General features: G+C 37.4%; 19 protein-coding genes. 10 read left to right on the top strand and 9 right to left on the bottom strand.

Translation table 11 applies throughout. The features are described from left to right. Positions 1 to 88: 88 nt before the first annotated feature. The 3 genes from ugpA to ACFIKY_RS03115 are packed head-to-tail and all read left to right on the top strand — an operon-like array spanning position 89 to position 2,884. Positions 89 to 973, top strand: a complete 885-nt coding sequence (ugpA, locus tag ACFIKY_RS03125) for a sn-glycerol-3-phosphate ABC transporter permease UgpA (RefSeq protein ID WP_012754601.1) — start codon at positions 89 to 91, stop codon at positions 971 to 973. 10 nt (positions 974 to 983) lie between these two features. Beyond that, on the top strand, positions 984 to 1,835 hold the full coding sequence (gene ugpE, locus ACFIKY_RS03120; RefSeq protein ID WP_375636011.1) for a sn-glycerol-3-phosphate ABC transporter permease UgpE: 852 nt from the start codon (positions 984 to 986) through the stop codon (positions 1,833 to 1,835). A 2-nt stretch (positions 1,836 to 1,837) separates the two neighbouring features. Further along, on the top strand, positions 1,838 to 2,884 hold the full coding sequence (locus ACFIKY_RS03115; RefSeq protein WP_375636010.1) for a sn-glycerol-3-phosphate import ATP-binding protein UgpC: 1,047 nt from the start codon (positions 1,838 to 1,840) through the stop codon (positions 2,882 to 2,884). Positions 2,885 to 3,795: 911 nt separating this feature from the next. Here the strand turns inward: ACFIKY_RS03115 and ACFIKY_RS03110 are convergent. From ACFIKY_RS03110 to ACFIKY_RS03100, 3 genes are read right to left on the bottom strand one after another with little or no spacing between them, the layout of a single operon-like run. Beyond that, positions 3,796 to 4,713: a metal ABC transporter solute-binding protein, Zn/Mn family gene (locus tag ACFIKY_RS03110; protein WP_375636009.1), complete on the bottom strand. Its 918-nt coding sequence runs from the start codon at positions 4,711 to 4,713 to the stop codon at positions 3,796 to 3,798. 9 nt (positions 4,714 to 4,722) lie between these two features. After that, positions 4,723 to 5,592, bottom strand: coding sequence for a metal ABC transporter permease (locus ACFIKY_RS03105; RefSeq protein WP_375636008.1), 870 nt, complete (start codon positions 5,590 to 5,592; stop codon positions 4,723 to 4,725). A gap of 3 nt (positions 5,593 to 5,595) precedes the next feature. Further along, positions 5,596 to 6,348, bottom strand: coding sequence for an ABC transporter ATP-binding protein (locus ACFIKY_RS03100; RefSeq protein ID WP_375636007.1), 753 nt, complete (start codon positions 6,346 to 6,348; stop codon positions 5,596 to 5,598). A 679-nt stretch (positions 6,349 to 7,027) separates the two neighbouring features. Here ACFIKY_RS03100 and nrdH point away from each other — a divergent pair. Genes nrdH through nrdF form a run of 4 tightly spaced genes read left to right on the top strand, consistent with a single transcriptional unit; the run spans position 7,028 to position 10,768 of the window. Then, positions 7,028 to 7,252 (top strand): glutaredoxin-like protein NrdH, encoded by a 225-nt coding sequence (nrdH, locus tag ACFIKY_RS03095; protein WP_375644644.1) that lies wholly within the window; start codon positions 7,028 to 7,030, stop codon positions 7,250 to 7,252. Then, positions 7,252 to 7,650 (top strand): class Ib ribonucleoside-diphosphate reductase assembly flavoprotein NrdI, encoded by a 399-nt coding sequence (gene nrdI / locus ACFIKY_RS03090; protein ID WP_375636005.1) that lies wholly within the window; start codon positions 7,252 to 7,254, stop codon positions 7,648 to 7,650. Before nrdH ends, nrdI begins: the two co-directional genes overlap by 1 nt. Beyond that, positions 7,632 to 9,782, top strand: coding sequence for a class 1b ribonucleoside-diphosphate reductase subunit alpha (nrdE, locus tag ACFIKY_RS03085; protein WP_375636004.1), 2,151 nt, complete (start codon positions 7,632 to 7,634; stop codon positions 9,780 to 9,782). Before nrdI ends, nrdE begins: the two co-directional genes overlap by 19 nt. Positions 9,783 to 9,793: 11 nt before the next feature. Beyond that, the gene (nrdF, locus tag ACFIKY_RS03080) at positions 9,794 to 10,768 is read left to right on the top strand and encodes a class 1b ribonucleoside-diphosphate reductase subunit beta (protein WP_375652621.1); all 975 of its coding nucleotides are present in this window, start codon (positions 9,794 to 9,796) and stop codon (positions 10,766 to 10,768) included. Here the strand turns inward: nrdF and prmC are convergent. From prmC to secA, 4 genes are all read right to left on the bottom strand, one after another. Further along, positions 10,765 to 11,631: a peptide chain release factor N(5)-glutamine methyltransferase gene (prmC, locus tag ACFIKY_RS03075; RefSeq protein WP_375661396.1), complete on the bottom strand. Its 867-nt coding sequence runs from the start codon at positions 11,629 to 11,631 to the stop codon at positions 10,765 to 10,767. The genes nrdF and prmC overlap by 4 nt on opposite strands. Beyond that, entirely contained in the window at positions 11,628 to 12,704 is a 1,077-nt protein-coding gene (prfA, locus tag ACFIKY_RS03070) for a peptide chain release factor 1 (protein ID WP_375644642.1), read from the bottom strand. The genes prmC and prfA overlap by 4 nt, the downstream gene beginning before the upstream one ends. A gap of 222 nt (positions 12,705 to 12,926) precedes the next feature. Continuing rightward, entirely contained in the window at positions 12,927 to 13,418 is a 492-nt protein-coding gene (locus ACFIKY_RS03065) for a Fur family transcriptional regulator (RefSeq protein WP_026500203.1), read from the bottom strand. Further along, positions 13,357 to 16,074, bottom strand: coding sequence for a preprotein translocase subunit SecA (secA, locus tag ACFIKY_RS03060; RefSeq protein ID WP_375661395.1), 2,718 nt, complete (start codon positions 16,072 to 16,074; stop codon positions 13,357 to 13,359). Before secA ends, ACFIKY_RS03065 begins: the two co-directional genes overlap by 62 nt. A gap of 435 nt (positions 16,075 to 16,509) precedes the next feature. Here secA and ACFIKY_RS03055 point away from each other — a divergent pair, with 435 nt between their 5' ends. From ACFIKY_RS03055 to mutT, 3 genes are all read left to right on the top strand, one after another. Beyond that, entirely contained in the window at positions 16,510 to 17,463 is a 954-nt protein-coding gene (locus tag ACFIKY_RS03055) for a peptidylprolyl isomerase (RefSeq protein ID WP_273787784.1), read from the top strand. Positions 17,464 to 17,594: 131 nt separating this feature from the next. Further along, complete coding sequence (gene argJ / locus ACFIKY_RS03050) at positions 17,595 to 18,827, top strand: bifunctional glutamate N-acetyltransferase/amino-acid acetyltransferase ArgJ (RefSeq protein WP_375636000.1); 1,233 nt, start codon at positions 17,595 to 17,597, stop codon at positions 18,825 to 18,827. A gap of 126 nt (positions 18,828 to 18,953) precedes the next feature. Next, positions 18,954 to 19,367 carry an 8-oxo-dGTP diphosphatase MutT gene (gene mutT, locus ACFIKY_RS03045; protein ID WP_012754616.1) on the top strand — a complete coding sequence of 138 codons (414 nt, stop codon included), beginning with the start codon at positions 18,954 to 18,956 and terminating at the stop codon, positions 19,365 to 19,367. 790 nt (positions 19,368 to 20,157) lie between these two features. Here mutT and ACFIKY_RS03040 read toward each other — a convergent pair. Then, positions 20,158 to 21,021, bottom strand: a complete 864-nt coding sequence (locus tag ACFIKY_RS03040) for an NlpC/P60 family protein (protein WP_375639199.1) — start codon at positions 21,019 to 21,021, stop codon at positions 20,158 to 20,160. Positions 21,022 to 21,178: 157 nt separating this feature from the next. Then, entirely contained in the window at positions 21,179 to 22,552 is a 1,374-nt protein-coding gene (locus tag ACFIKY_RS03035; RefSeq protein ID WP_375661394.1) for a M17 family metallopeptidase, read from the bottom strand. Positions 22,553 to 22,565: the final 13 nt, after the last annotated feature.

The following is a 22,565-nucleotide window of genomic DNA, read 5'->3' as shown; positions in this document are numbered from 1 at the left end:
TTATTGTTAAACATTAAAGACTCAACAAAAACAGTTGAGTTCTTTTTGTTTATCTTTTTAAAGTCTCTACATTTAAAGAGCCCTACGAATGCAAGAAAAACATGCATATTTTAAAAATAGTCTACTTTCTTACGGACTGCTTTTCCCTCAGCTTCTTGTGACTTTTTTGTTTTTCTTTTGGCCTGCTGCTCAAGCAATAAAATCATCTTTTGAGCGTGAAGACCCTTTTGGCTTTACAACAACCTTTATTGGTTTTGAAAATTATCTAACCGTTCTTTCTGATCCTACTTATCTGCAATCACTTCTTACAACCGCAGTATTTTCCATCTCAGTTACTGTCGCTTCAATGACAATATCACTTCTCTTAGCTGTCTGTGTTGATCGTGTCATCCGTGCAAAAAAGGCTTATACAATGCTTTTGCTCTGGCCCTATGCTGTTGCTCCAGTATTGGCAGGTATATTATGGCTGTTTATCTTTCATCCCACCATCGGAATTATCCCTTTTCTTCTCGAGAAAATAGGGGTGCTATGGAATTATCGTATTAATGGCACTCAAGCAATGATTCTTATTGTCATAGCGGCTAGTTGGAAACAAATTTCTTACAATTTTCTCTTTTTTCTTACAGGTCTTCAGTCTGTTCCGCGTTCTCAAATAGAAGCAGCCGCCATTGATGGTGCTGGTCCCTTTAAACGATTTTGGACTGTAGTCTTCCCGCAAATTTCACCAACGACGTTTTTCCTTCTTATTGTCAATGTCAATTATGTTATGTTTGATACCTTTGGTATTATTGATAATACAACTTCTGGAGGTCCTGCGCGTGCAACGAGCATCCTCGTCTATAAAGTATATGACGATGGCTTTAGAAATCAAATAATCGGTGCATCAGCAGCACAGTCAACAATATTGATGTTGATGGTTATTGTCTTAACCTTTATTCAGTTTCGCTGGATTGAGCGTCGTGTACAATATTAGGAAGTAAATTATGGTTGAAAATCGCCCTATTTTGAAATTTCTAACCCATATTACTCTCATTATTGGCATTATCATTATTTGCTTTCCAGTTTACGTTGCTATCATTGCATCAACCCATAGTTCAGCAGCATTCAACTCGGGAACACTTCCTCTTTTACCTGGGAAATATGCTTTGGAAAATTATAAAACAATCTTTGGTGATGGCCTTGCACAACTCGGTCTTCCCAACCTCTGGCCACTCTTAATGAATTCACTCATTATGGCTCTAGGGATTAGTATTGGAAAAATTATTATTTCACTTTTATCTGCTTATGCAATTGTTTATATGCGTTTTCCTTTCCGAAAAACTGCTTTTGTTCTTATTTTTGTTACATTGATGCTCCCTGTCGAAGTTCGTATTCTTCCAACCTATGAGGTTGTTGCGAAATTGGGGATGATCGACACCTATAGTGGAATGATTATTCCACTTATTGCATCTGCAACCGCTACATTTTTATTTCGCCAGTTTTTTTTGACTATTCCAGATGAACTCTTAGAGGCGGCACGTGTTGATGGTGCAGGTCCAGTTAAATTTTTTAAGGATATTCTTCTTCCTCTTAGTAAAAGCAATATCGCTGCTTTATTTATCATTATGTTTATTTATGGATGGATACAATATCTTTGGCCTCTTATCATCACAACGGATCAAAATCATCAAACGATCCTTATTATTTTAAAACAGCTTATTGTCGAATCACTTCAACATGATCCTCAATGGAATATACTCATGGCAGTATCGGTTGTTGCCATGGTTCCCCCTGTTCTTGTTGTTATCTTCATGCAACGGCTTTTTATCAAAGGCCTTATTGAAACGGAGAAGTAATTATGGCCATAATCCAGTTATCAAATATAAAAAAACGGTATGACAACGGCATTCTGGTCATTGATGATTTAAACTTAACTGTTGCTGATAAAGAACTTCTTGTTCTTGTCGGTCCTTCAGGGTGCGGAAAATCAACCTTATTGCGTATTATAGCAGGACTTGAACAAGTTACCTCAGGTGAATTATGTATTGATAACGAACGTATCAATGATCGTGAACCAGCTGATCGTGATATTGCTATGGTTTTTCAAAATTATGCTCTTTATCCCCATATGACAGTTCGTGGAAACTTAGAATATGGTCTTAAAAATCGTAAAACTCCTAAAGAAGAAATTAAAAAACGCATCGCACATGCTGCAAAACTTTTGGAGATAGAATCATTTCTTGATCGTAAGCCACGACAATTATCAGGAGGACAACGTCAGCGTGTTGCAATGGGGCGTGTGATTGTACGTCAACCCCGTGTTTTTCTCTTTGATGAACCTCTTTCAAATCTTGATGCAAAATTGCGGGCGCAAATGTGTATTGAAATAAAAACACTACAGCGTTCATTAGGAACGACCAGCCTCTATGTTACCCATGATCAACTAGAAGCTATGACATTAGCTGATAGAATAGTCGTTTTGAATAAAGGAGCTATCGAGCAAATTGGAACACCAATGGAAATTTACGACACTCCAGCAACAACATTTGTTGCTGATTTTATTGGTTCTCCTCCTATGAATTTTCTTGATCGCCATGTCTTAGAACAACATTTAGGGCATTCATTTTCTTATGGCGAAGAAACTGATCTTTTAGCATTCAGACCTGAAATAATCTTATTGGGCGAACATCCAGATAAAGGACCTGTCTTTCACACAAAAATTGAGCTTATCAAGCCTATCGGAACAGGTTGCCATGTTTTAACGCGTTGGAATAATATCATCTTTACGATTGAAATAAAAGAACGCTTGACACACGACTATGGGCAAAAACTAAGTTTCACTGTCGCTCATCAGAATTTTCATACTTTTAACAAAAACACTGGAAAGCGTACAAATAGTAAGTAAGCATTAATTGATGTGACACGACTTTCTTTTATGTTGCGTTTCGATTTTCTCGATTGCATTTACAAAATCAGGTTGTAACCGATGGGATTAAAAACAAAATTTTAAAAGTTTTGGTAATGATCCATTGTCCCATGGCGCTGAGAATGTCAAAACATTTATATGAAGAAAATATGCATTTTCACGGTCTGTGAGAAGAATATTATTTTCAAATCTCAAACATAATAAAATCATTTTCACTATAAAAAAATATCAATATAAAATAACCATTGATTAACCATATTTTGCTCATAAAAAACAATATATTATCATGTGTTTCTTGATGTAATAATTTATGTAACTTATAAAAAGTAAATGAGAGAAATAGAGGGAAACAATAATTCACAGATGAGAGGGGATGCGCCCCATATCGTAGCTTTGATCCCTAACATAAGAAGTCTATTTGATCCAAAAAATACGACGCTGTTCTAAATAGTCTGTACGAGAATAGGCATATTCTATTTTACTGCTGACTATATGATCTTAAATGGTTTCAGAGATCCTATAAGAGGCATTTTTTCTTCAAGTGGTTTTTATTCATACACTCATTCTACTTGTATGTTATAAATGGAGTTGGGTAGATAAAAATACTTTAAGAAAGAGACCCCAAATGCTTCTTATGAATCGTTTCAAGTGTCGAGAGTTATTGTAAAAGAAGCGTTGGAAAATAGAATGATGCCGCTGACGATCTGGGCATCATGAGGCAATAAATCCACTTACTTTATCTATCTTAGCATCTATTGAGTATAAATTTCTCTGTAAAAGTAACTTTATTTTATATCAATATTATCAATTATAGATGTTGGGTATCATTAGTAATATAATCATAGACTTACGATTTTATGAACGCTTTTTTATCTCTTTTGTAGAAAATCTTAATGTTTTGTGATGGCATCAATGATGGTATTCACATTATGTTCCATCATATCGAGATAAGTTGCTGCAGGGCCATTTTTATTTGACAATGCATCAGAATAAAGAGTCCCACCAATTTTTAAACCTGTTTCTTTTGCAATCTGTTTTATGAGCCGAGGATTAGAGATATTTTCAACGAATAGTGCAGCTGCTTTATTCGCCTTAATTTGTTTGATAAGTTTAGCAACATCGGCTGCGGTTGCTTCAGCTTCTGTTGAAGCATTTTGGGGAGCAAGGATAGTAAAACCATATTCTTTGGCAAAATAGCCAAAGGCGTTATGAGATGTGATAATGATACGTTTATCTTTAGGGATGGTAGCAATTTTTGTTTTCAGGGTATCTTGTGCTATTTTAAGTTTTTGGATGTAGGTTTCGGCATTTTTTTTGTAGCTGGTGCAGGATTGTGGATCGATTTTACAAAAAGCAGCAGCGATATTCTTCACATAGATTTTGACATTGGGAATTGTTTGCCAAGCGTGTGGATCAATAACGCTATGGTGGTGATGGGCATTATGTTCTTGATTTTTCATTTTGAGGGAGGGAATGTTAGCGCTAACTTTGACAAGAAGTGCTTTTGTACCGCTTGCTGTAATGAGGCGATCAATGAATCCTTCTAAATGAAGTCCGTTGATGAAAATAATTTGAGCATTTCTAAGAGCTTGAGCATCATGGGGGGTAGGTTCATAAGTGTGGGTATTCGCATTGGGACCTACAAAAGTGGTCATAGAGATATGGTTGTCTCCTACATTTTTTACGAGATCTGCGAGAATAGAAAAGCTCGCAACAACTTTGATTTTATTGTTTGCAGAAGCAGAAAATGGAGAAAGGGAAAGCAATAAAGCTCCAAGAAGAACAAATTTTTGAGTAAACTTAGGCACATTTTTTCCTTAAAGTGAGGAGGTATAAAAGAGGTGGGGAAACCATGTTACAATAAAGCCACGTGGACTTATCAAGCAGGAAAAAAGATAAATAAATCCTGCGGCAATGATGATAGCAGGGCCGGAGGGAAGAGAAAGATGAAAAGAAAGCAGGAGACCACATACGCTAGAAATGATTCCAAAAAGAGTGGAAAGCGCGCAAATAGGGCCTAGCCGTGAAAACCAAAAACGGGCTGTAATAGCTGGAATCATCATAATGCCAACGGAAAGTAATGTTCCTAGTGATTGAAAGCCTCCAACCAGATTCAACACCACAAGTCCAAGCAATGAAATATGAATATATTTACTCAACGGAGAGAGTGATTTAAAAAAGAGGGGGTCAAAGCTTTCTAAAACAAGTGCACGCCAAAAAATACAAAGGCTGCATAGTGTAATCAGCATTATAATAGTGATTAACCAAAGGGCTTGTGCATCAAGTGCAAGAACCGATCCGAATAAGAGATGAAGCAGCTCAATTGTTGAGTCTTTTAGTGAGATAATAATGACACCTGCCGCGAGTGCAATAAGATAAAAGACGGTCATGGATGCATCTTCTTTCTGAAAGCTATTTCGTGAAATTAAAATGGTTGCTAAAGCAACAATAATACCAGCGAAGATGCCACCAAGTGTCATAGATATGAGGGAAAAGCCACAAATCAGAAAAGCAGTTGCAACACCAGGAAGAATGGCATGAGAGATAGCATCTCCTATCAAGCTCATTCCACGGAGCATCAAAAATACACCAACAGGACAAGCGCTAATAGACAGGAAAATAGAACCGATAAGGGCGTTTTGCATAAATTGGAAATCAACAAAGGGGGCAAGAAAAAATGCATACACGTCTTATAACCTAAGAAAGAGAGGATCATTGATGGGAAGATTTTGTTTTTGTGCGCTAATAGGAAAAGAATTGGATGTGAGAGGTGGCATAACGTGATGAATAGTGTTGTTAAAAAACTGTGTTGTTTTTCCATAAAAGGCGTTTTGTTGATTAATTTGAATCATTTGGGGGAAAAATTCTTGCACGATGAGAGGGTTATGGAGTGCTGCGAGAACTGTGCGTCCTTGCTGTTGCCAGTATGTGATCAGTGTAAGAAGGTCTTTTTGGGTATTATGATCTACACCATTGAAAGGTTCATCAAGCAAAATAATATTGGCATCTTGCACAATGATACGTGCAAAAAGAGCGCGTTGTAATTGCCCGCCTGATAATGTTTCAAGCGAACGGGGTGCTAGTTCTGTAAGCCCAACCGTTTCAAGCGCATTTTGAATCTTAGAATCATAAAGGCGCTGGCTTTTCCATAATCCACAAAAAGACCACAGTCCTGTTTTTACAAGCGTTTTCACATCAATTGGAAATGTTTGATCTACATCACATTGCTGAGAAAGATAAGCAATACGGCTTTTTTTTGGTTTTGTAATTTTTCCCTTAAGAGGTTTAATCAATCCGGCGATGGCTTTTAGCAGTGTCGATTTTCCAGCGCCATTATCGCCTGTTATTGCGACCAATGAACCAGCTTTTAACTTTGCTGAAAAGTTCTTTATTGCTATTCTATTTCCATAGCCTAATGTTGTCTTATTGAAGTGCAGATCCATATTTTTTACCATCGTTGCTTATTATTTTGAAAACTATGTAATAATATAACGTTTGTCAATAAAATGTTATATTATTACATAGTTTTGAGGACTGAAAATTTTAGTGTGAAGATCGTGGAAAATTAAAAATAATAATTGAATTCACCTTGACGAAAGAGAGAGAGTATATACTATATATAGTATCAAAATGATTGGTGATTCTAAATAAGCACAAGAGAGGGTGTTAGTGTGTTTCGTTTGGTATCTAAGTTATTTCCATTATTGTAAAGAGTTTATTGACCAAGGGCATAGCAGTGTTTTTGCTGAAGGATCTCTTTTGGAAGGATTCCTTTCGTTTTTGTAATTGATTTTTGCCGTAAAAGAGTAAAACAGAGCTCTTGAAAAACGGTAGTTTAGAACGTTAGTTTTTAGACAGCAGGAGGGAATTGTAATGCAAGCAAAAGATTGTTTTATAACTGGGGGGCTTTGCCATTTAAGTTATAGAATAATCGCTTATTCTCATCATAGTCTTTGAAGTTATTTGATGAGGAATTCTGTTATGTTCAAGAAGCTGTGTACTATTTGAAAGTAACCACATGTTTTGCGTACAATTTCTGTTTTTTGTTATTCTTGAGTACTTATAAAATTATTAGATTGACCTTTTAGGGTTGATTGTTTGGAATTGTGAAAGTTGAAGAAAATGTCGATCACTATTTATAGCAAACCATCTTGTGTCCAATGTGATGCTACACGCCGCGCTTTTGATGCAAAAGGCATTCATTATCGTGTTGTTGATATTTCTTGTGATGAACAAGCATACAATTTTGTTCAATCTCTGGGGTATCGTCAGGTTCCTGTCGTTGTTTGTGGTGAAAATCATTGGTCTGGTTTTAGACCAGATATGATTAGTGGTCTTTGTGCTTAATGGGGCTTATTGTTTATTATTCGAGTGCAACGGGTAATACAGAACATTTTGTCTCGCAACTTGGTCAACGACTCTTCAAAATTGATAAAAGAAAGCCTTCTGCATTGGTTGGTGAACCTTATGTACTGGTTGTTCCTACATATGCAGATGGTGAAGGAAGAGGAGCAGTGCCGAAAGCCGTTATCCATTTTCTTAATGAAGCTGAGAACCGAAAATTAATTCGTGGTGTCATTGGTGGTGGGAATCGTAATTTTGGTTGTTATTATAATTTAGCAAGTAAAATCATTGCTGAAAAATGTTGTGTACCTTGCCTTTATCGTTTTGAGCTGCGTGGAACTGATGAAGACGTTATTTATGTAAAAAAGGGATTGGAAAGATTTTGGAAACAATTGGTATAGGGCAATCGCAGAAATCGGATCAGATTACTGATTATCATGCGCTGAATGCAATGCTTAATCTTTATGATGAAAATGGTCATATTCAATTTGATATGGATAGGCTTGCCGCACGGCAATATTTTCTTCAGCATGTTAATCAAAATACAGTTTTTTTTCATAACCTGAAGGAAAAAATAGACTACTTAATAGAAGAAGGTTATTATGAAAAAGCTTTATTTGGGCTTTATGATTTTTCTTTTATTAAAAAGCTTTTTAAACGTGCTTATGCATTTAAGTTTCGTTTTCCTACCTTTTTAGGCGCATTTAAGTACTATACCAGCTATACATTAAAGACTTTTGATGGGAAACGTTATCTTGAACGTTATGAAGATCGTGTTTGTCTTGTAGCTTTATATTTGGCACAAGGGAATAAAGCTCTTGCTGAAAGTTTTGTGGATGAAATTATTACAGGACGTTTTCAGCCGGCAACACCGACATTTTTAAATGCTGGGAAAAAACAACGTGGTGAATTGGTTTCGTGTTTTTTGCTACGTGTTGAAGATAATATGGAATCGATAGGTCGTTCGGTTAATTCGGCTTTGCAGCTTTCAAAACGTGGTGGAGGTGTGGCGCTTTGTTTAACGAATTTGCGGGAAGCTGGGGCACCAATTAAGCAAATAGAAAATCAGTCCTCAGGAGTCTTACCGGTGATGAAACTCTTGGAAGATTCTTTTTCTTACGCCAATCAGCTTGGGGCAAGACAGGGGGCTGGAGCTGTTTATTTGCATGCTCACCATTTAGATATTATGAAGTTTTTGGATACAAAGCGTGAAAATGCTGATGAAAAAGTTAGAATCAAAACGCTTTCGCTTGGTGTCGTTATTCCTGATATTACTTTTGAGCTTGCACGGAATAATGAGGATATGTATCTCTTCTCATCTTATGATATCGAGCGTGTGACAGGTAAGCCCTTTAGCGATATTTCTTTAACGGAGCATTATCGTTCTTTTGTTGATAATGCAAAGATTCGTAAAAAGAAAATAAGTGCACGCGTTTTTTTCCAGACATTAGCGGAAATTCAATTTGAGTCGGGTTATCCCTATATTTTATTTGAGGATACTGCTAATCGATCGAACCCAATAGCTGGGCGCATAAGTATGAGCAATTTATGTTCAGAAATTTTGCAGGTGAGTGAGGCAAGTGAACTGGAGACAGATTTAACTTATCGCACGATTGGAAGTGATATATCCTGTAATCTTGGATCCATGAATATTGCCAAAGCAATGGAAAGTCCTGATTTCGGACAGACCGTGGAATCTGCTGTTCGTGCCCTTACTGCGGTTTCGGATATGAGCAATATTGCCTGTGTGCCTTCCATTGCGAAAGGCAATGCTGAAAGTCATGCGATTGGTTTGGGACAAATGAATTTGCACGGGTTTCTAGCGCGTGAACAGATCTATTATGGATCTCCAGAAGCGATAGATTTTACCAATATATATTTTTATATTGTGACATATCACGCCATACGGGCTTCCAATTTGATTGCACGTGAACGTCAAGAAATGTTTGCAGGGTTTGAAAAATCAGCTTATGCAGATGGACGTTTTTTCGAAAAATATATTGAAAAAGAATGGAAACCGCAATTTGCGCTTGTGCAAGAGCTTTTTGCACGGAACAATATTGTTATCCCAGATCAAAAGGATTGGCAGGAACTCAAAAAATTAGTCATTGAGTATGGGCTTTATAACCGTAATTTGCAGGCAGTTCCACCTACGGGATCTATTTCCTATATTAATCATGCCACTTCTTCTATTCATCCAATTGCTTCAAAAATTGAAATTCGCAAAGAAGGAAAAATTGGACGCGTTTATTATCCCGCTCCTTATATGGATAATACGAATTTGAATTTTTACCAAGATGCTTATGAGATTGGTCCTGAAAAAATTATAGATACCTATGCTGCAGCAACACAGCATGTTGATCAAGGTCTTTCATTGACATTATTTTTTCCTGATACCGCTACCACACGTGATATTAACCGCGCACAAATTTATGCCTGGAAAAAGGGTATAAAGAGTATTTACTATGTACGATTACGGCAAGTAGCATTAAGTGGAACAGAAGTTGATGGCTGTGTTTCGTGCAGTTTATAGGAGATCATCATATGACAAAGATTGCAACCAAAAATCCTGTTGTGTGCGCTGTTAATTGGAATAGATTACATGATGAGAAAGATCTTGAAGTATGGAACCGCTTAACTGGGAACTTTTGGTTACCTGAGAAGGTTCCACTTTCCAATGATATTCCCTCATGGTCAAGCTTAACAGATGAAGAACGTAAATTAACAATTCGTGTTTTTACAGGACTAACGCTTTTAGATACAATTCAAAATACTGTTGGAGCCATTTCGCTTCTGGCTGATGCAATAACAGAGCATGAGGAGGCAGTGTTGACGAATATTGCTTTCATGGAAGCGGTTCATGCACGTTCTTATTCCTCTATTTTTTCAACCCTTTGTTCGACGGTAGAAGTTGATGATGCGTTTAGATGGTCAGAAGAAAATATTCATTTGCAGAAAAAGGCTAGATTAGTACTTGAGCGTTATGAAGCAAATGATCCACTTAAGAAAAAAATTGCTTCGACTTTGCTGGAAAGCTTTTTATTTTATTCTGGTTTTTATTTGCCCATGTATTGGGCCAGTCGCGCTAAGTTGACCAATACAGCAGATCTCATTCGATTAATCATTCGTGATGAAGCAGTCCATGGTTATTATATAGGTTATAAATTCCAATTGGGCTTTGCAAAGCTTGATGAAGCCAAAAAGAAAGAAATTAAAGATTTTGCTTTTAACCTGCTCTTTGATCTTTATAATATCGAGTGCAAATATACTGAAGATCTTTATGATGCACTTGGATTGACAGAAGATGTTAAAATTTTTCTTCATTATAATGCTAACAAGGCTTTAATGAATTTAGGTTTTGAAGCTCTTTTTCCCCCTGAGGTTTGTCGTGTTAATCCCGCTATTTTGGCAGCTTTATCACCAAACTCTGATGAAAATCATGACTTTTTTTCAGGGGCAGGTTCTTCTTATGTCATTGGCAAGGCGGTTGCTACCACGGATGATGATTGGGAATTTTAATGTTTGCATGCAAATAGAAGTGCGCGGGGTATTCCACTTAGATCTTTACGCACTTCTAAACATTGAAAACCATTTTTTTCAAATAAATTACAGACTTCATTTTCTTGAGAGTAACCAATTTCAACAGCGACATAGCCGTTTTCTTTTAAGTAGTGGGCTGATTCATGGGCGAGTTTTCGATAAAAATCAAGTCCATCTTCCCCTCCTATCAGGGCGCGTAATGGGTCATGTAAGCGCACTTCTTTTGCAAGTTTTTCGATATCTTGTGCGGGAATATAAGGTGGATTGGAAACAATGAAATCAAAGCGATCTGCGACCGCATCAAACCAGTCGCTAAGAAGAGGTGTGAAGCGGTGTGCTACTTCAGCGTTTTTTGCATTTTTTTTCGCTGTTTTAAGGGCATCTTCAGAAATATCGACTGCCACCGCATAGGATTGGGGAATTTGTTTAAGGAGTGTAATGGCAATGGCGCCACTTCCTGTTCCCATATCAAGGAATCTTGTTCTTCTCGAATTTTCGACCTGTTTTTGGAGAAAAGGGAGAACAAGATCTATTAGCGCTTCTGTATCAGGACGAGGTTCTAACGTCTCTTGAGACAATGCAAAAGATATACCATAAAATTCTCGTGCTCCTATAATACGGTAGACAGGTTCTCCTGCAATACGCCGTTGTAGAGCCTGTTCTATTTGTATAATATGCTCAGAAGACAGATGCATATCTGGTTTAGAAATTCTTTCAGCAGCATTTATTCCTGTTATCCATTCAACGAGTATTTTCGCATCGAGATCGGCTTCAGCAATTCCTTTCGTGCGCAATTTTTCTTGCATTCGTTGGATGACATTCTTGAAAGAATATTCGCTCAATTATTATCCATTTCCATAAGCAGTGTTGTTTGATGATCTGAGATGAGTGCATGAAGAAGCTCATCAAGATCTCCCTCTAGAATGCGATCAAGCTTATACAAGGTTAGATTAATACGGTGATCCGTGACACGTCCTTGTGGAAAATTATAGGTACGAATACGTTCTGAACGATCACCAGAACCAACTTGGCTTTTACGAGAAGCTGAACGTTCACTTTCCGCTTTTTGTCGTTCGATATCGAATAAGCGTGCCCGTAAAATTTGAAGGGCTCGTGCTCGGTTTTGATGTTGTGATTTTTCTGCTTGTACGACCATAATTCCTGTTGGAATATGCGTGATACGAACAGCTGAATCCGTTGTATTAACATGCTGTCCTCCTGCTCCAGATGCACGCATTGTGTCAATACGAATATCTTCAGGGCGAATATCAATATCAATTTCTTCAGCCTCCGGAAGGACTGCAACGGTAGCAGCAGATGTATGGATACGTCCACCGGTTTCTGTTTCGGGGATGCGTTGCACACGGTGAACCCCTGATTCATATTTCAATTTAGAAAAGACACCTTTTCCTGAGATAGTAGCAATAATCTCTTTATATCCGCCAACTTCTCCCTCACTGAGTGAAATAACTTCTACTGTCCAATGGTGAGCATGGGCATAACGTTCATACATACGGAAAAGATCACCGGAAAAAAGTGCTGCTTCTGATCCACCCGTTCCTGCTCGAATTTCAACAATAGCGTTTTTTTCATCAGCAACATCTTTAGGCAAAAGCAGAATCTGGAGTTCTTTTTCAAATTGCTCTACTTTTTTATATAACAATGGTAGCTCTTCTTGGGCAAGATTACGCATCTCTACGTCTGTTTGTTTATCATTGATAATTGTTTCTAATTCTGTAATCTCTTTGTAAAGAGCATTTAATGCGCGTATAGAGGCAATAACGGGTTGTAGTTCTGCATATTCAGAAGCTAATTTGACATATGTTTCAGCATTTGGATTAGTCGTCATTTGGCTTTCAATTATTTCAAAGCGCTTTTCAAGCTGTCTCATACGATCTTGTGGCAAGGAAACCATGATAATATTGGCCTAATTTTTCATAATACAATTTTTATAATATTTTGTTGCAATGATTTTTTGTTATAATACTGACAATGAATTACCGTATAGCATCATACAAAAAGGGGTAATAGAGCAAAAATTTTTTTTTGCCAATGGAAACTATTATATCTTAAAGGTAAATTTTTATAAAACTCGATTTACCTGAGGTATTTTATCTAATGATATATAATCACTTTTTTAAGAGTTTTTTTTTCCGTAAAGTTCAAGGCGGTGATGAATAATATCATAGCCAAGGGACTTTGCAATTTCCTCTTGAAGCTTTTCAATAACATCAGAATGAAACTCGATAACTTGTCCTGTTTCTATATCAATGAGATGATCATGATGTTGCCCATCTGCTTGCTCAAAACGAGATGGACCACCACTAAAGCTATGGCGATGAATTGTTCCATTTCCTTCTAATGTTTTCATGGTTCGATAAACAGTTGAGAGTGAAATACTCGAATCTATTTTGTTTGCACGCTGAAAAATTTCAAATGCATTGGGATGGTCATTTGTGTCAGTCAAAATATCAAGAATAACTCGTCGTTGACGTGTTACTCTTAAACCAGCTGTGCGCAATTCTTGCTCATAATTTCGCTTTTTATTCATTTTCATAGTTTGCTTTTCAAACAAAGGCTCCATGACAGTGTTTGTATTTTTTCTCTGAACCGCAAGGACAACGCTCATTACGTCCAACTTTTCCCCATGTGGTTATATCATTAGGGTCACGATCTTGTGGATTAACAAATCTATTTTCTTGTGATCGTGCCCATAAGGTGGGAGCATTTTCTTGACTTTGATCATTAAAGACAGAAGAAGTAGCATCAGTTTGCTCAGGCATGGTCGGTTCTGTAGGTTGTTGAATGATTTCAAAGCGCATAAGCTTAGAAGTGACAATTCGGCGCAAATTTCTCAACATACTTTGAAAGAGTTCAAAAGATTCTGTCTTATATTCATTGAGCGGATCCCGCTGCGCATAACCACGAAAACCAACAACAGAACGCAAATGGTCTAAACTCACCAGATGTTCACGCCATAACGTGTCAATAGTTTCGAGCAATACTGCCTTGTGAAAATAAGCCATAACTTCTGGAGAATAGCGTTCAGTACGTTCATTTTCAAGTTTTGTAACAGCATCTGATACACGCTCCAAAATTTGCTCCTCGGCAATTCCATCTTCTTTTGCCCACTCTTCTACTGGAAGCTCAAGATTAAAGAGTTGTTGAAGTTCTTCTTCGAGAGTTTTTACATCCCATTTTTCAGAATATGTCCCTGATGGAATACAAGCCTCTACGAGATCCTCTACGACTTCATTGCGCATTTCAAGGATCATTTCTGATAAATCATCTGCGTCCATGATCTCCATACGCTGTTCAAAAATAACCTTGCGTTGATCATTCATGACATCATCATATTTTAACAGATTTTTACGAATTTCAAAGTTTCGTGCTTCGACCTTTTTTTGTGCTTTTTCAAGGGCTTTATTAATCCATGGATGGATAATAGCTTCATTTTCTTTCAATCCAAGTTTTTGCAGCATACCATCCATACGATTGGAGCCAAAGATACGCATAAGATCATCTTGAAGAGAAAGAAAGAATTTTGAGCGACCTGGATCGCCTTGGCGACCAGAACGTCCACGAAGCTGGTTATCAATACGACGGCTTTCATGACGTTCCGTCGCAATGACGTAAAGACCACCAGCCGCTAAAGCTTTGTCTTTAAGCTTCTGAACATCTTTTTTTATTTCTTCAATTTTAGCTGTTCGCTCTGGACCTTCGGGGATATCCTGTAACTCTTGTCGGATGCGCATTTCAACATTACCACCAAGTTGTATATCCGTACCGCGTCCTGCCATGTTGGTTGCGATGGTGAGAGCTCTAGGAACTCCTGCTTGCGCAATGATGTATGCTTCTTGTTCGTGATAGCGAGCATTTAAGACTCTAAAATCGGTAATGCCTTCTTTTCGCAAACGCTCTGCCAATTGTTCTGATTTTTCAATAGAGGTTGTTCCAACAAGAATAGGCTGTTCTTTTTCGTGTGCTTGACGGATATCACGCACAATTGCCCGATATTTCTCTTCTGCTGTTCGATAAATTTCATCATCTTCATCAATACGTTGTATTGGCAAATTTGTAGGGACTTCAACAACGTCAAGACCATAAATATTTCTGAATTCTTCGGCTTCTGTTGTTGCAGTTCCAGTCATTCCAGATAATTTCCTATACATACGGAAGTAATTTTGGAAAGTGATGGAAGCAAGTGTCTGGTTTTCTGGTTGAATAGCAACATGCTCCTTAGCTTCTAACGCTTGATGAAGTCCTTCAGAATAACGCCGCCCAGGCATCATTCGCCCTGTAAATTCGTCAATAATAACGATTTCATCATTGCGAACAATGTAATCTTTATCGCGAGCAAACAGTTTATGAGCTTTTAGAGCATTATTGACATGATGAACAATAGCGACATTTTCTATGTCATAAAGACTTTCACCTTTAAGATGTCCAGCTTGTTCGAGCATTTTTTCAATTTTTTCAGTACCAACTTCGGTAAAAGTCGTTGTTTTTTGTTTTTCGTCTATTTCATAGTCTTCTGGAGTTAAGGCAGGAATAAATGTATCAATAAGGTTATAGAAGTCAGTACGATCTTCTAGAGGACCAGAAATAATAAGGGGTGTACGGGCTTCATCAATAAGAATCGAATCAACTTCATCAACAATTGCGTAATGATGTCCACGTTGGACCATTTGACTACGATCAAAGGCCATATTATCACGCAAATAATCAAAACCTAGTTCATTATTTGTGGCATAGGTGATGTCGCATGCATAGGCCTCTCGGCGGGCATCACTATCAAGATCATGGAGAATCACGCCTGTTGTAAGCCCTAGAAAACTAAAAATTTTTCCCATTGTTTCAGCATCACGACTGGCGAGATAATCATTTACTGTCACAACATGAACGCCTTTACCTTCCAATGCATTGAGATAAATTGGTAAAGTTGCCATTAATGTTTTACCTTCACCAGTACGCATTTCAGCTATGCCACAGTCGTGAAGGACCATTCCACCAATAAGTTGCACGTCAAAAGGACGCATGTCATAAACACGTTTTGCGGCTTCACGAACAGTTGCGAAAGCTTCTGGTAAGAGCAAATCAACACTTTCACCTTCACTAAGACGTTTACGAAAGGCATCTGTTTTTTGGCAAAGCTGCTCATCACTTAATTTTACAAATTGTTCTTCCAAAGCATTAATTTGTACAACTTTTTGGCGGAGTGCTTTGAGACGTCGCTCATGAGCTGAACCAAAAAACTTACGGGCAAAAACACCTAAACTGACCATCTCTGGCCCTTTCTTTTAATTGTTGTCACTCTTGTTGGGTAATTCATACGCTTTCCCCATACTCTACATTTTCTTCAAGTTATCTGATATGATTAGAGACATCATGAAATGCAGATGGTACCATTATACTTGTTGGTGTGCAATTTTTCACTTTAATTGTAAAGTAGAGATAAGAGGCTAAGCGCTCTATGTCAACTTTAGGTACGCTATTTAACTGATACAATACAAAGTAATTTAAGATACAATATGTCATTTTTCTCTATTATCATGTTTTTCATCTGCATTAGATAGGATTGGAGCAACTCAGATAAAAGGACAATTTTATACTTTTTTAAAATAAAATTACTAATTTATTTCTCTATGTTTAAAGGTTAAAGTGTTATGGTAAAGAAAATTGGAATCTTGAACCTGCCTTCATTTTTAAGGAGTATATTTATGAAATTTAACTTTATCACGCTTTTTTTAGCATCAACTTTATTGGCAAGTACAAGTTTAGGGGTGAGAGCCCAAGAAGGTTTGAATTCATCGTCGAATGATTTAAAGACTTTGGAGAAAGCTTCTGAAAAAGCCGTTTCTCCTTCTCATGTTATGGCGGTTATTGATGGGAAAAATATTACAGCAGGCCAATTGGATGATTTAGCGCTTGAAATAAATCCTAATTTAGCACGTTTTCCTGATGAACAACGCCGTATGATGGTTCTAAAAGCTTATTTAGATATGCAGGCACTTGCAAAAGCAGCAAGAAGCAAAGGTCTTGATAAGACAGAAGCTTACGATAAACGTATGGCAGTCATGCGTGACAATGTTCTTCAACAGCTTTATTTTAAACAGGCGATTGTTGACAAAATCTCGGATACTGATTTGGAAGCTCTTTATAAGCAAGAAGTCGCTGCTTTACCTAAAGAAGATGAGGTTAAAGCGCGTCATATTTTGGTCAAAACGAGAAAAGAAGCTGAAGCTATCATTAAGCATTTAAATAAAGGCGAAAATTTTGAAGAGATTGCAAAGAAAAGTTCAACAGATGGTTCTGCTGCCGTTGGGGGTGATCTTGGTTATTTTAGCCATGGTCAAATGGTCAAGCCTTTTGAAGATGCTGCATTTGGTTTGAAAATTGGCGAATACACTAAACAACCCGTTGAAAGTCCTTTTGGTTGGCATATTATTAAATTAGAAGATCGTCGTTTGAAACAACCTCCTGCATTTGATGATGTTAAAGAGATGTTACGGACACAGCTGATAAAAAAGCGCTATCAAGAACTGATTGTTGATTTGCGTAGCAAGATGGATGTGAAATACCCTGATCCTAATGTTACAAAAATCATGGAATCGCTTCATCAAAATGGGACGCTACTTCCCGATGAGACATCAGATGAAGAAGATACAGAATAGCTAGGAAAAATAAGTGGATAGCCTCTTTAATAGATAATTTGCTAGGTTAGTTTTGTTCAAAAAGCCTAGCAGTTTTCTATGAGGGGTTATTGATCTGCAATCATTTCATTTATTTTTACAGAGAGCATATTGTGGTTTTGAAAATTTCTCCTTTGTCGCCTCAAAAGATCCAGGAGCTTTCTCCCTTATCTGGGGTACGGATAGCAACAGCTGAAGCTGGGATTAAATATAAAGATCGTACAGATCTTCTTTTCATCATATTCGATAAGCCAGTGAGTGTGGCCGGTGTTTTTACCCGTTCAAAATGTCCGTCTGCTCCTGTAGAGCATTGTCGTGCATCGCTTCCTCATGGGGTGGCGAGGGGTGTTGTTGTGAATTCTGGAAATGCAAATGCTTTTACAGGAAGCAAAGGAAAGCACACAACCAATGAAATCATCTGTGCAGCAGCGAACGCTTTAAAGGTTAGAGGAGATGAAATTTTTATAGCTTCTACGGGGGTTATTGGTGAGCCAATGGATGCTTCTTGCGTTGTGAATCTTTTACCAACTATGGCAGAGACAGCAGAAGAGGGAAATTGGTTGGAAGCTGCAAAAGCCATAATGACAACGGACACATTTCCAAAACTTTCTACACGCAGATTTGATTGTGGAGGCGAGACTGTCACCATTAACGGGATTGCAAAAGGTGCTGGTATGATTGCACCCGATATGGCGACAATGCTGTCGTTTGTGGTTAGTGACGCTACTATTTCTTCGGATGTACTCCAATCCATGTTATCAGAGGCAGTTGAGGGTTCTTTCAATTCAATTACTGTTGATAGCGATACCTCAACTTCAGATACGCTTATGTTGTTTGCGACAGGAAAAGAACATTTCCCATGTCTTACAAGTAAATCTGATCCGCGTTATGGAGTTTTTGTGAAACAATTGAGTGCACTTTTGCATGAACTTGCACTACAAGTTGTTTGTGATGGCGAAGGTGCTCGTCATTTAATTGAGGTTAATGTGATGGGGGCTACAACAAACAATGCAGCTAAAACTATTGCTTTATCAATTGCAAATTCACCGCTCGTAAAAACGGCTATTGCTGGTGAAGATGCGAATTGGGGGCGGGTCGTTATGGCAGTTGGGAAGGCCGGTGTTGAAGTCGATCGTGATCTATTGACGATTTGGTTTGGTGAGCATCGTGTGGCCGTGAATGGCGTACGAGATCCTGAGTATTGTGAAGAGACAATAGGTACTTATATGCAAGGTAAGCACATCACAATTCGTGTTGATATCGGTTTAGGTAAGAGCACGGCGACGGTTTGGTCTTGCGATTTAACAAAAGAGTACGTTATGATCAATAGTGATTACAGAAGTTAAAGGATGCACTCTCTATATTTAACTGCCGATTATTTTTTTAAGAGAATGAGATATGTGAGTTCTTTTTGAGGTAAGGGAATATACTAGAAAGAGACAGTTATCTTTATATTCTCATTGGAGAGTGATATGTGTATAAAAAGTTCCCTTCTTCTTGTTGTTGCATGTGCACTGTTAGATCAAAATAATCGTGTTTTGCTTACCAAGCGTCCTGAAGGAAAATCGCTGGCTGGTTTATGGGAGTTTCCTGGTGGAAAGGTTGAGCAAGGTGAAACTCCAGAAATTTCATTGATTCGTGAACTAGAAGAAGAGCTTGGTGTGTATGTTCAGGCAAATAATTTATTACCTTTAACGTTTGCAAGCCATAGCTATGCAACATTTCACCTCTTGATGCCGTTGTATCTTTGTTATCATTATGAGGGAGTTGCGCAAGGACGAGAGGGGCAAAATTTAGAATGGGTTTTTGTTAATGATCTTGATAAATACCCTATGCCTGATGCTGATAAACCATTGGTTCAGGTATTGAAAAATCATCTTCTTTAATGTGTTATAAGAAGAAAATATTGTTTAAATATAATTCAATATATTGATTTAAAATGATAATTTATAATTTTTATGTTGAATGTAAAAGTCCAGAGTCGTAATTTTTTTTCATTTCAAATCTGTTTTATATTAAATTAACCAAAACCATTCTTTTGTACGTTCCAAGCGGGGAAAGTCATGTGGATAAAATTATTTAAGAAAGAAATAAAATACGTACTGAAAGAACACTCTCCAGTAGCCAAGGGTCATCGTAACATTGAGAATTGGCAAAGTGTATAATGATGCCTTTTCACGCGTATCATTGTGAGATGGGTTTGGATGCACTGAGAGATATCAGGAGTATTTATTTCATGAGATATCGATAATAGGAAAAATTTCAAAAATGCTTTAAAAAAGAACGCTTTGTATTTGTTGTTAGAGATCGTTTTACATGACCAAAAGCTTAAATTATTATTGTAATACATGATTATATAATAACATATTGTTTTATAACCATAAATTTTCTTTTATTTTTCTTGATGTTATACAATTTCTCAATCAAAAAAATGTTCAATAACGTACGAATAAAAAGAGTGGTATGTAATTTGAAAAACAATTTTAAAACAAATAAAACATATGGTTAATGAATAATTAAATATAAAAGAAACACATGAAAAGAAGACTTCTTAGGGAATTATATTACTGTACCTTATATAGTATGAGAGATAAAGAAAAAATCTCCATAAATAAGTATATAAACGAGAAATATAAATAATATGAGAAAGATATTATTTTTTATAGGAGGCATGTATTAAGTTTCTTGCATTGGACGACGTTTTGCGATGGGATATTGATTTTTTTTAGCTATACGCGTAATTGCCTCTTCTAATGGCTCGATCATAACGTCCATGGAAAAACCATTTGCATGAATAATATTTTCATGATCAACCATAATAGCAACATGATCTTTCCAAAAAATTAAATCGCCTCGTTGAAGTTTATCAGTATCTGTAAGAGGACTGCCTATAGTTTCTTGCTGCATATCGGTGTCACGTAAAACTATTTGATCAGTCATCATCATAGAGAGTTGAATGAGTCCCGAACAATCAATTCCAAAACCGCTGACACCACCCCAAAGATAAGGTGTACGGATAAAGGTTTCTGCAACTGTGACATAATCTTCGTATACACGTCCAATGGGGCTGAGATGGCTCGTAATGATTGCTGTTCCATTTTCAAGAATAGAATACATTGTGTCACGGACTTCAATTTCATCAACAACACTGACTTTGCTTCCCATAGATAACGGAGACACTATTGGTCCACGTAAGTCAGCGTGTGAATATTTAAATGTACGTGGGACTGAAACTATATGCGTTTGTTTTATAGTTGATGTACAAAGGGCTGTTGTATCAATATAACCAACATAACCATCTTTAAGGGATTGCCCCCACGACATCGTTTCCCCTTGTTCAAAAATGAGAAGTTCTTCTCCCAATAAGCATTCTGTTTGTCTTTCACTTTTTTTACTATTTTCTTTAAAAAGTCCAGCGACCGCTGTATTAACACGTTTTTTTTCACCTTGAACAAAGCGCTGGGCTGTAATTTCTGTTTCAAGACGTTGATCTGCTAGATCATCTCTGAATGCATAAAGCCTTGGGTCTTTAGAGGTCATCTTTTTGCTTCCATTTTGTTACTTCTTACTTTTAAACAAACTCATGAAAACTCTATTGGTAAGTTTTTTATCCTCAAACAAAACTAAGAACACAGTTTAAGACGATTGCAATTATTCTTTAAGATGTAAAATTGTCTATCTTTGTGGATATTGTGTGTCAAACTTCATTTTTAAAAATATTATAAAGGGCACGAATAGTTTGTGCTGATCCACCAATAGGGTATCCTGGTTTTTCTTTTGGAATCCATCCATAAAGATCAAAATGCGCAAAATGTTCAGCTTTTTCAACAAAAGAATTAAGAAATAAAGCAGCCGTTATAGAGCCAGCAAAGCTATTTCCAGTTACATTGTTAAGATCAGCAATTGGTGATGATAACATCTCTTGGTAAGGTTTCCAAAGGGGCATTTGCCAAAGAGGATCAAAAACAGCGTGAGCAGATTCAGAGATTTGTTGTGCCCATATTGAATCATTGCAATAAAATGCGGGGAGATCTGGTCCTAATGCTATACGCGCTGCCCCTGTTAAAGTAGCCATACAAAGCATGAATTGTGGACTTTCTTCATCACCATAGGCGAGCGCATCGGCAAGGACAAGTCGCCCTTCAGCATCTGTATTACCTACTTCAACACTTAAGCCTTTACGACTTTTGAGAATATCACTTGGTCGGTAAGCATTCGCAGAAATTGCATTTTCTACAGCTGGAATCAAAATACGTAGACGGAAAGGCAATTTGGCATCCATGATAAGTTTAGCCAATCCCAAAACGTTTGCTCCACCCCCCATGTCTTTTTTCATAAGCAACATGTTATTGGCTGATTTAATATCGAGTCCTCCCGTATCAAAAGTTACCCCTTTGCCTACCAACGTTATTTTAGGATGATGTTCTTGCCCCCAGTGTAACTCAATCAGTCGCGGTGCAGTACTGCCTGCTCGTCCTACGGCATGAATCATCGGAAAATTATGGGTTAAGAGATCATCTCCACAAATACTTTGGACATGAGCACCGTAGGTTTTTCCTAGTTTTCGTGCTTCTTTTTCGAGAGCATCAGGGGTCATATCATTGGCTGGAATATTGATGAGATCACGGACAAAAAAGACAGCCTCATAAATTCGTTGGAGTTCATTAAGATCAACGGCCTCATTGACATGGATAGACAATGATTTGAAAGAAGAATTTTGACGATAGCGATTAAATTGATAGCTACCGAATGCTAATCCAAGATAGGCATTTATTTCATCAGAGGTCGTACCTTCTAAATGCCATTGACCAGCAGGAAGTTTTTGAGCAAGCAGTCCTGTGATAAAGGGATCGTTCCCATTTCCAATTCCAAATAAAACTTTTTTTAAATGCCCCGTTTCGTGAGGAACAAAGAGTATTTGTCCTGCTTTACCAGTAAAGTCATTAACTTTTATCCATGCTGTTGTTGACGCATCAAGTGATAAGTTGGCAAGAGTTCTTTGGTTTACCAAGATGATAGGGCAACTGTTATCGATACGCGTTGAGGTAAAATGAATGTGATAATGCTGCATAGTTATGAGATCC

Origin of the sequence: Bartonella sp. CR127HXZ, from assembly GCF_042194555.1 — a bacterium.
Classification (GTDB): domain Bacteria; phylum Pseudomonadota; class Alphaproteobacteria; order Rhizobiales; family Rhizobiaceae; genus Bartonella; species Bartonella grahamii.
This window is presented reverse-complemented; position numbering and strand designations above follow the sequence as displayed.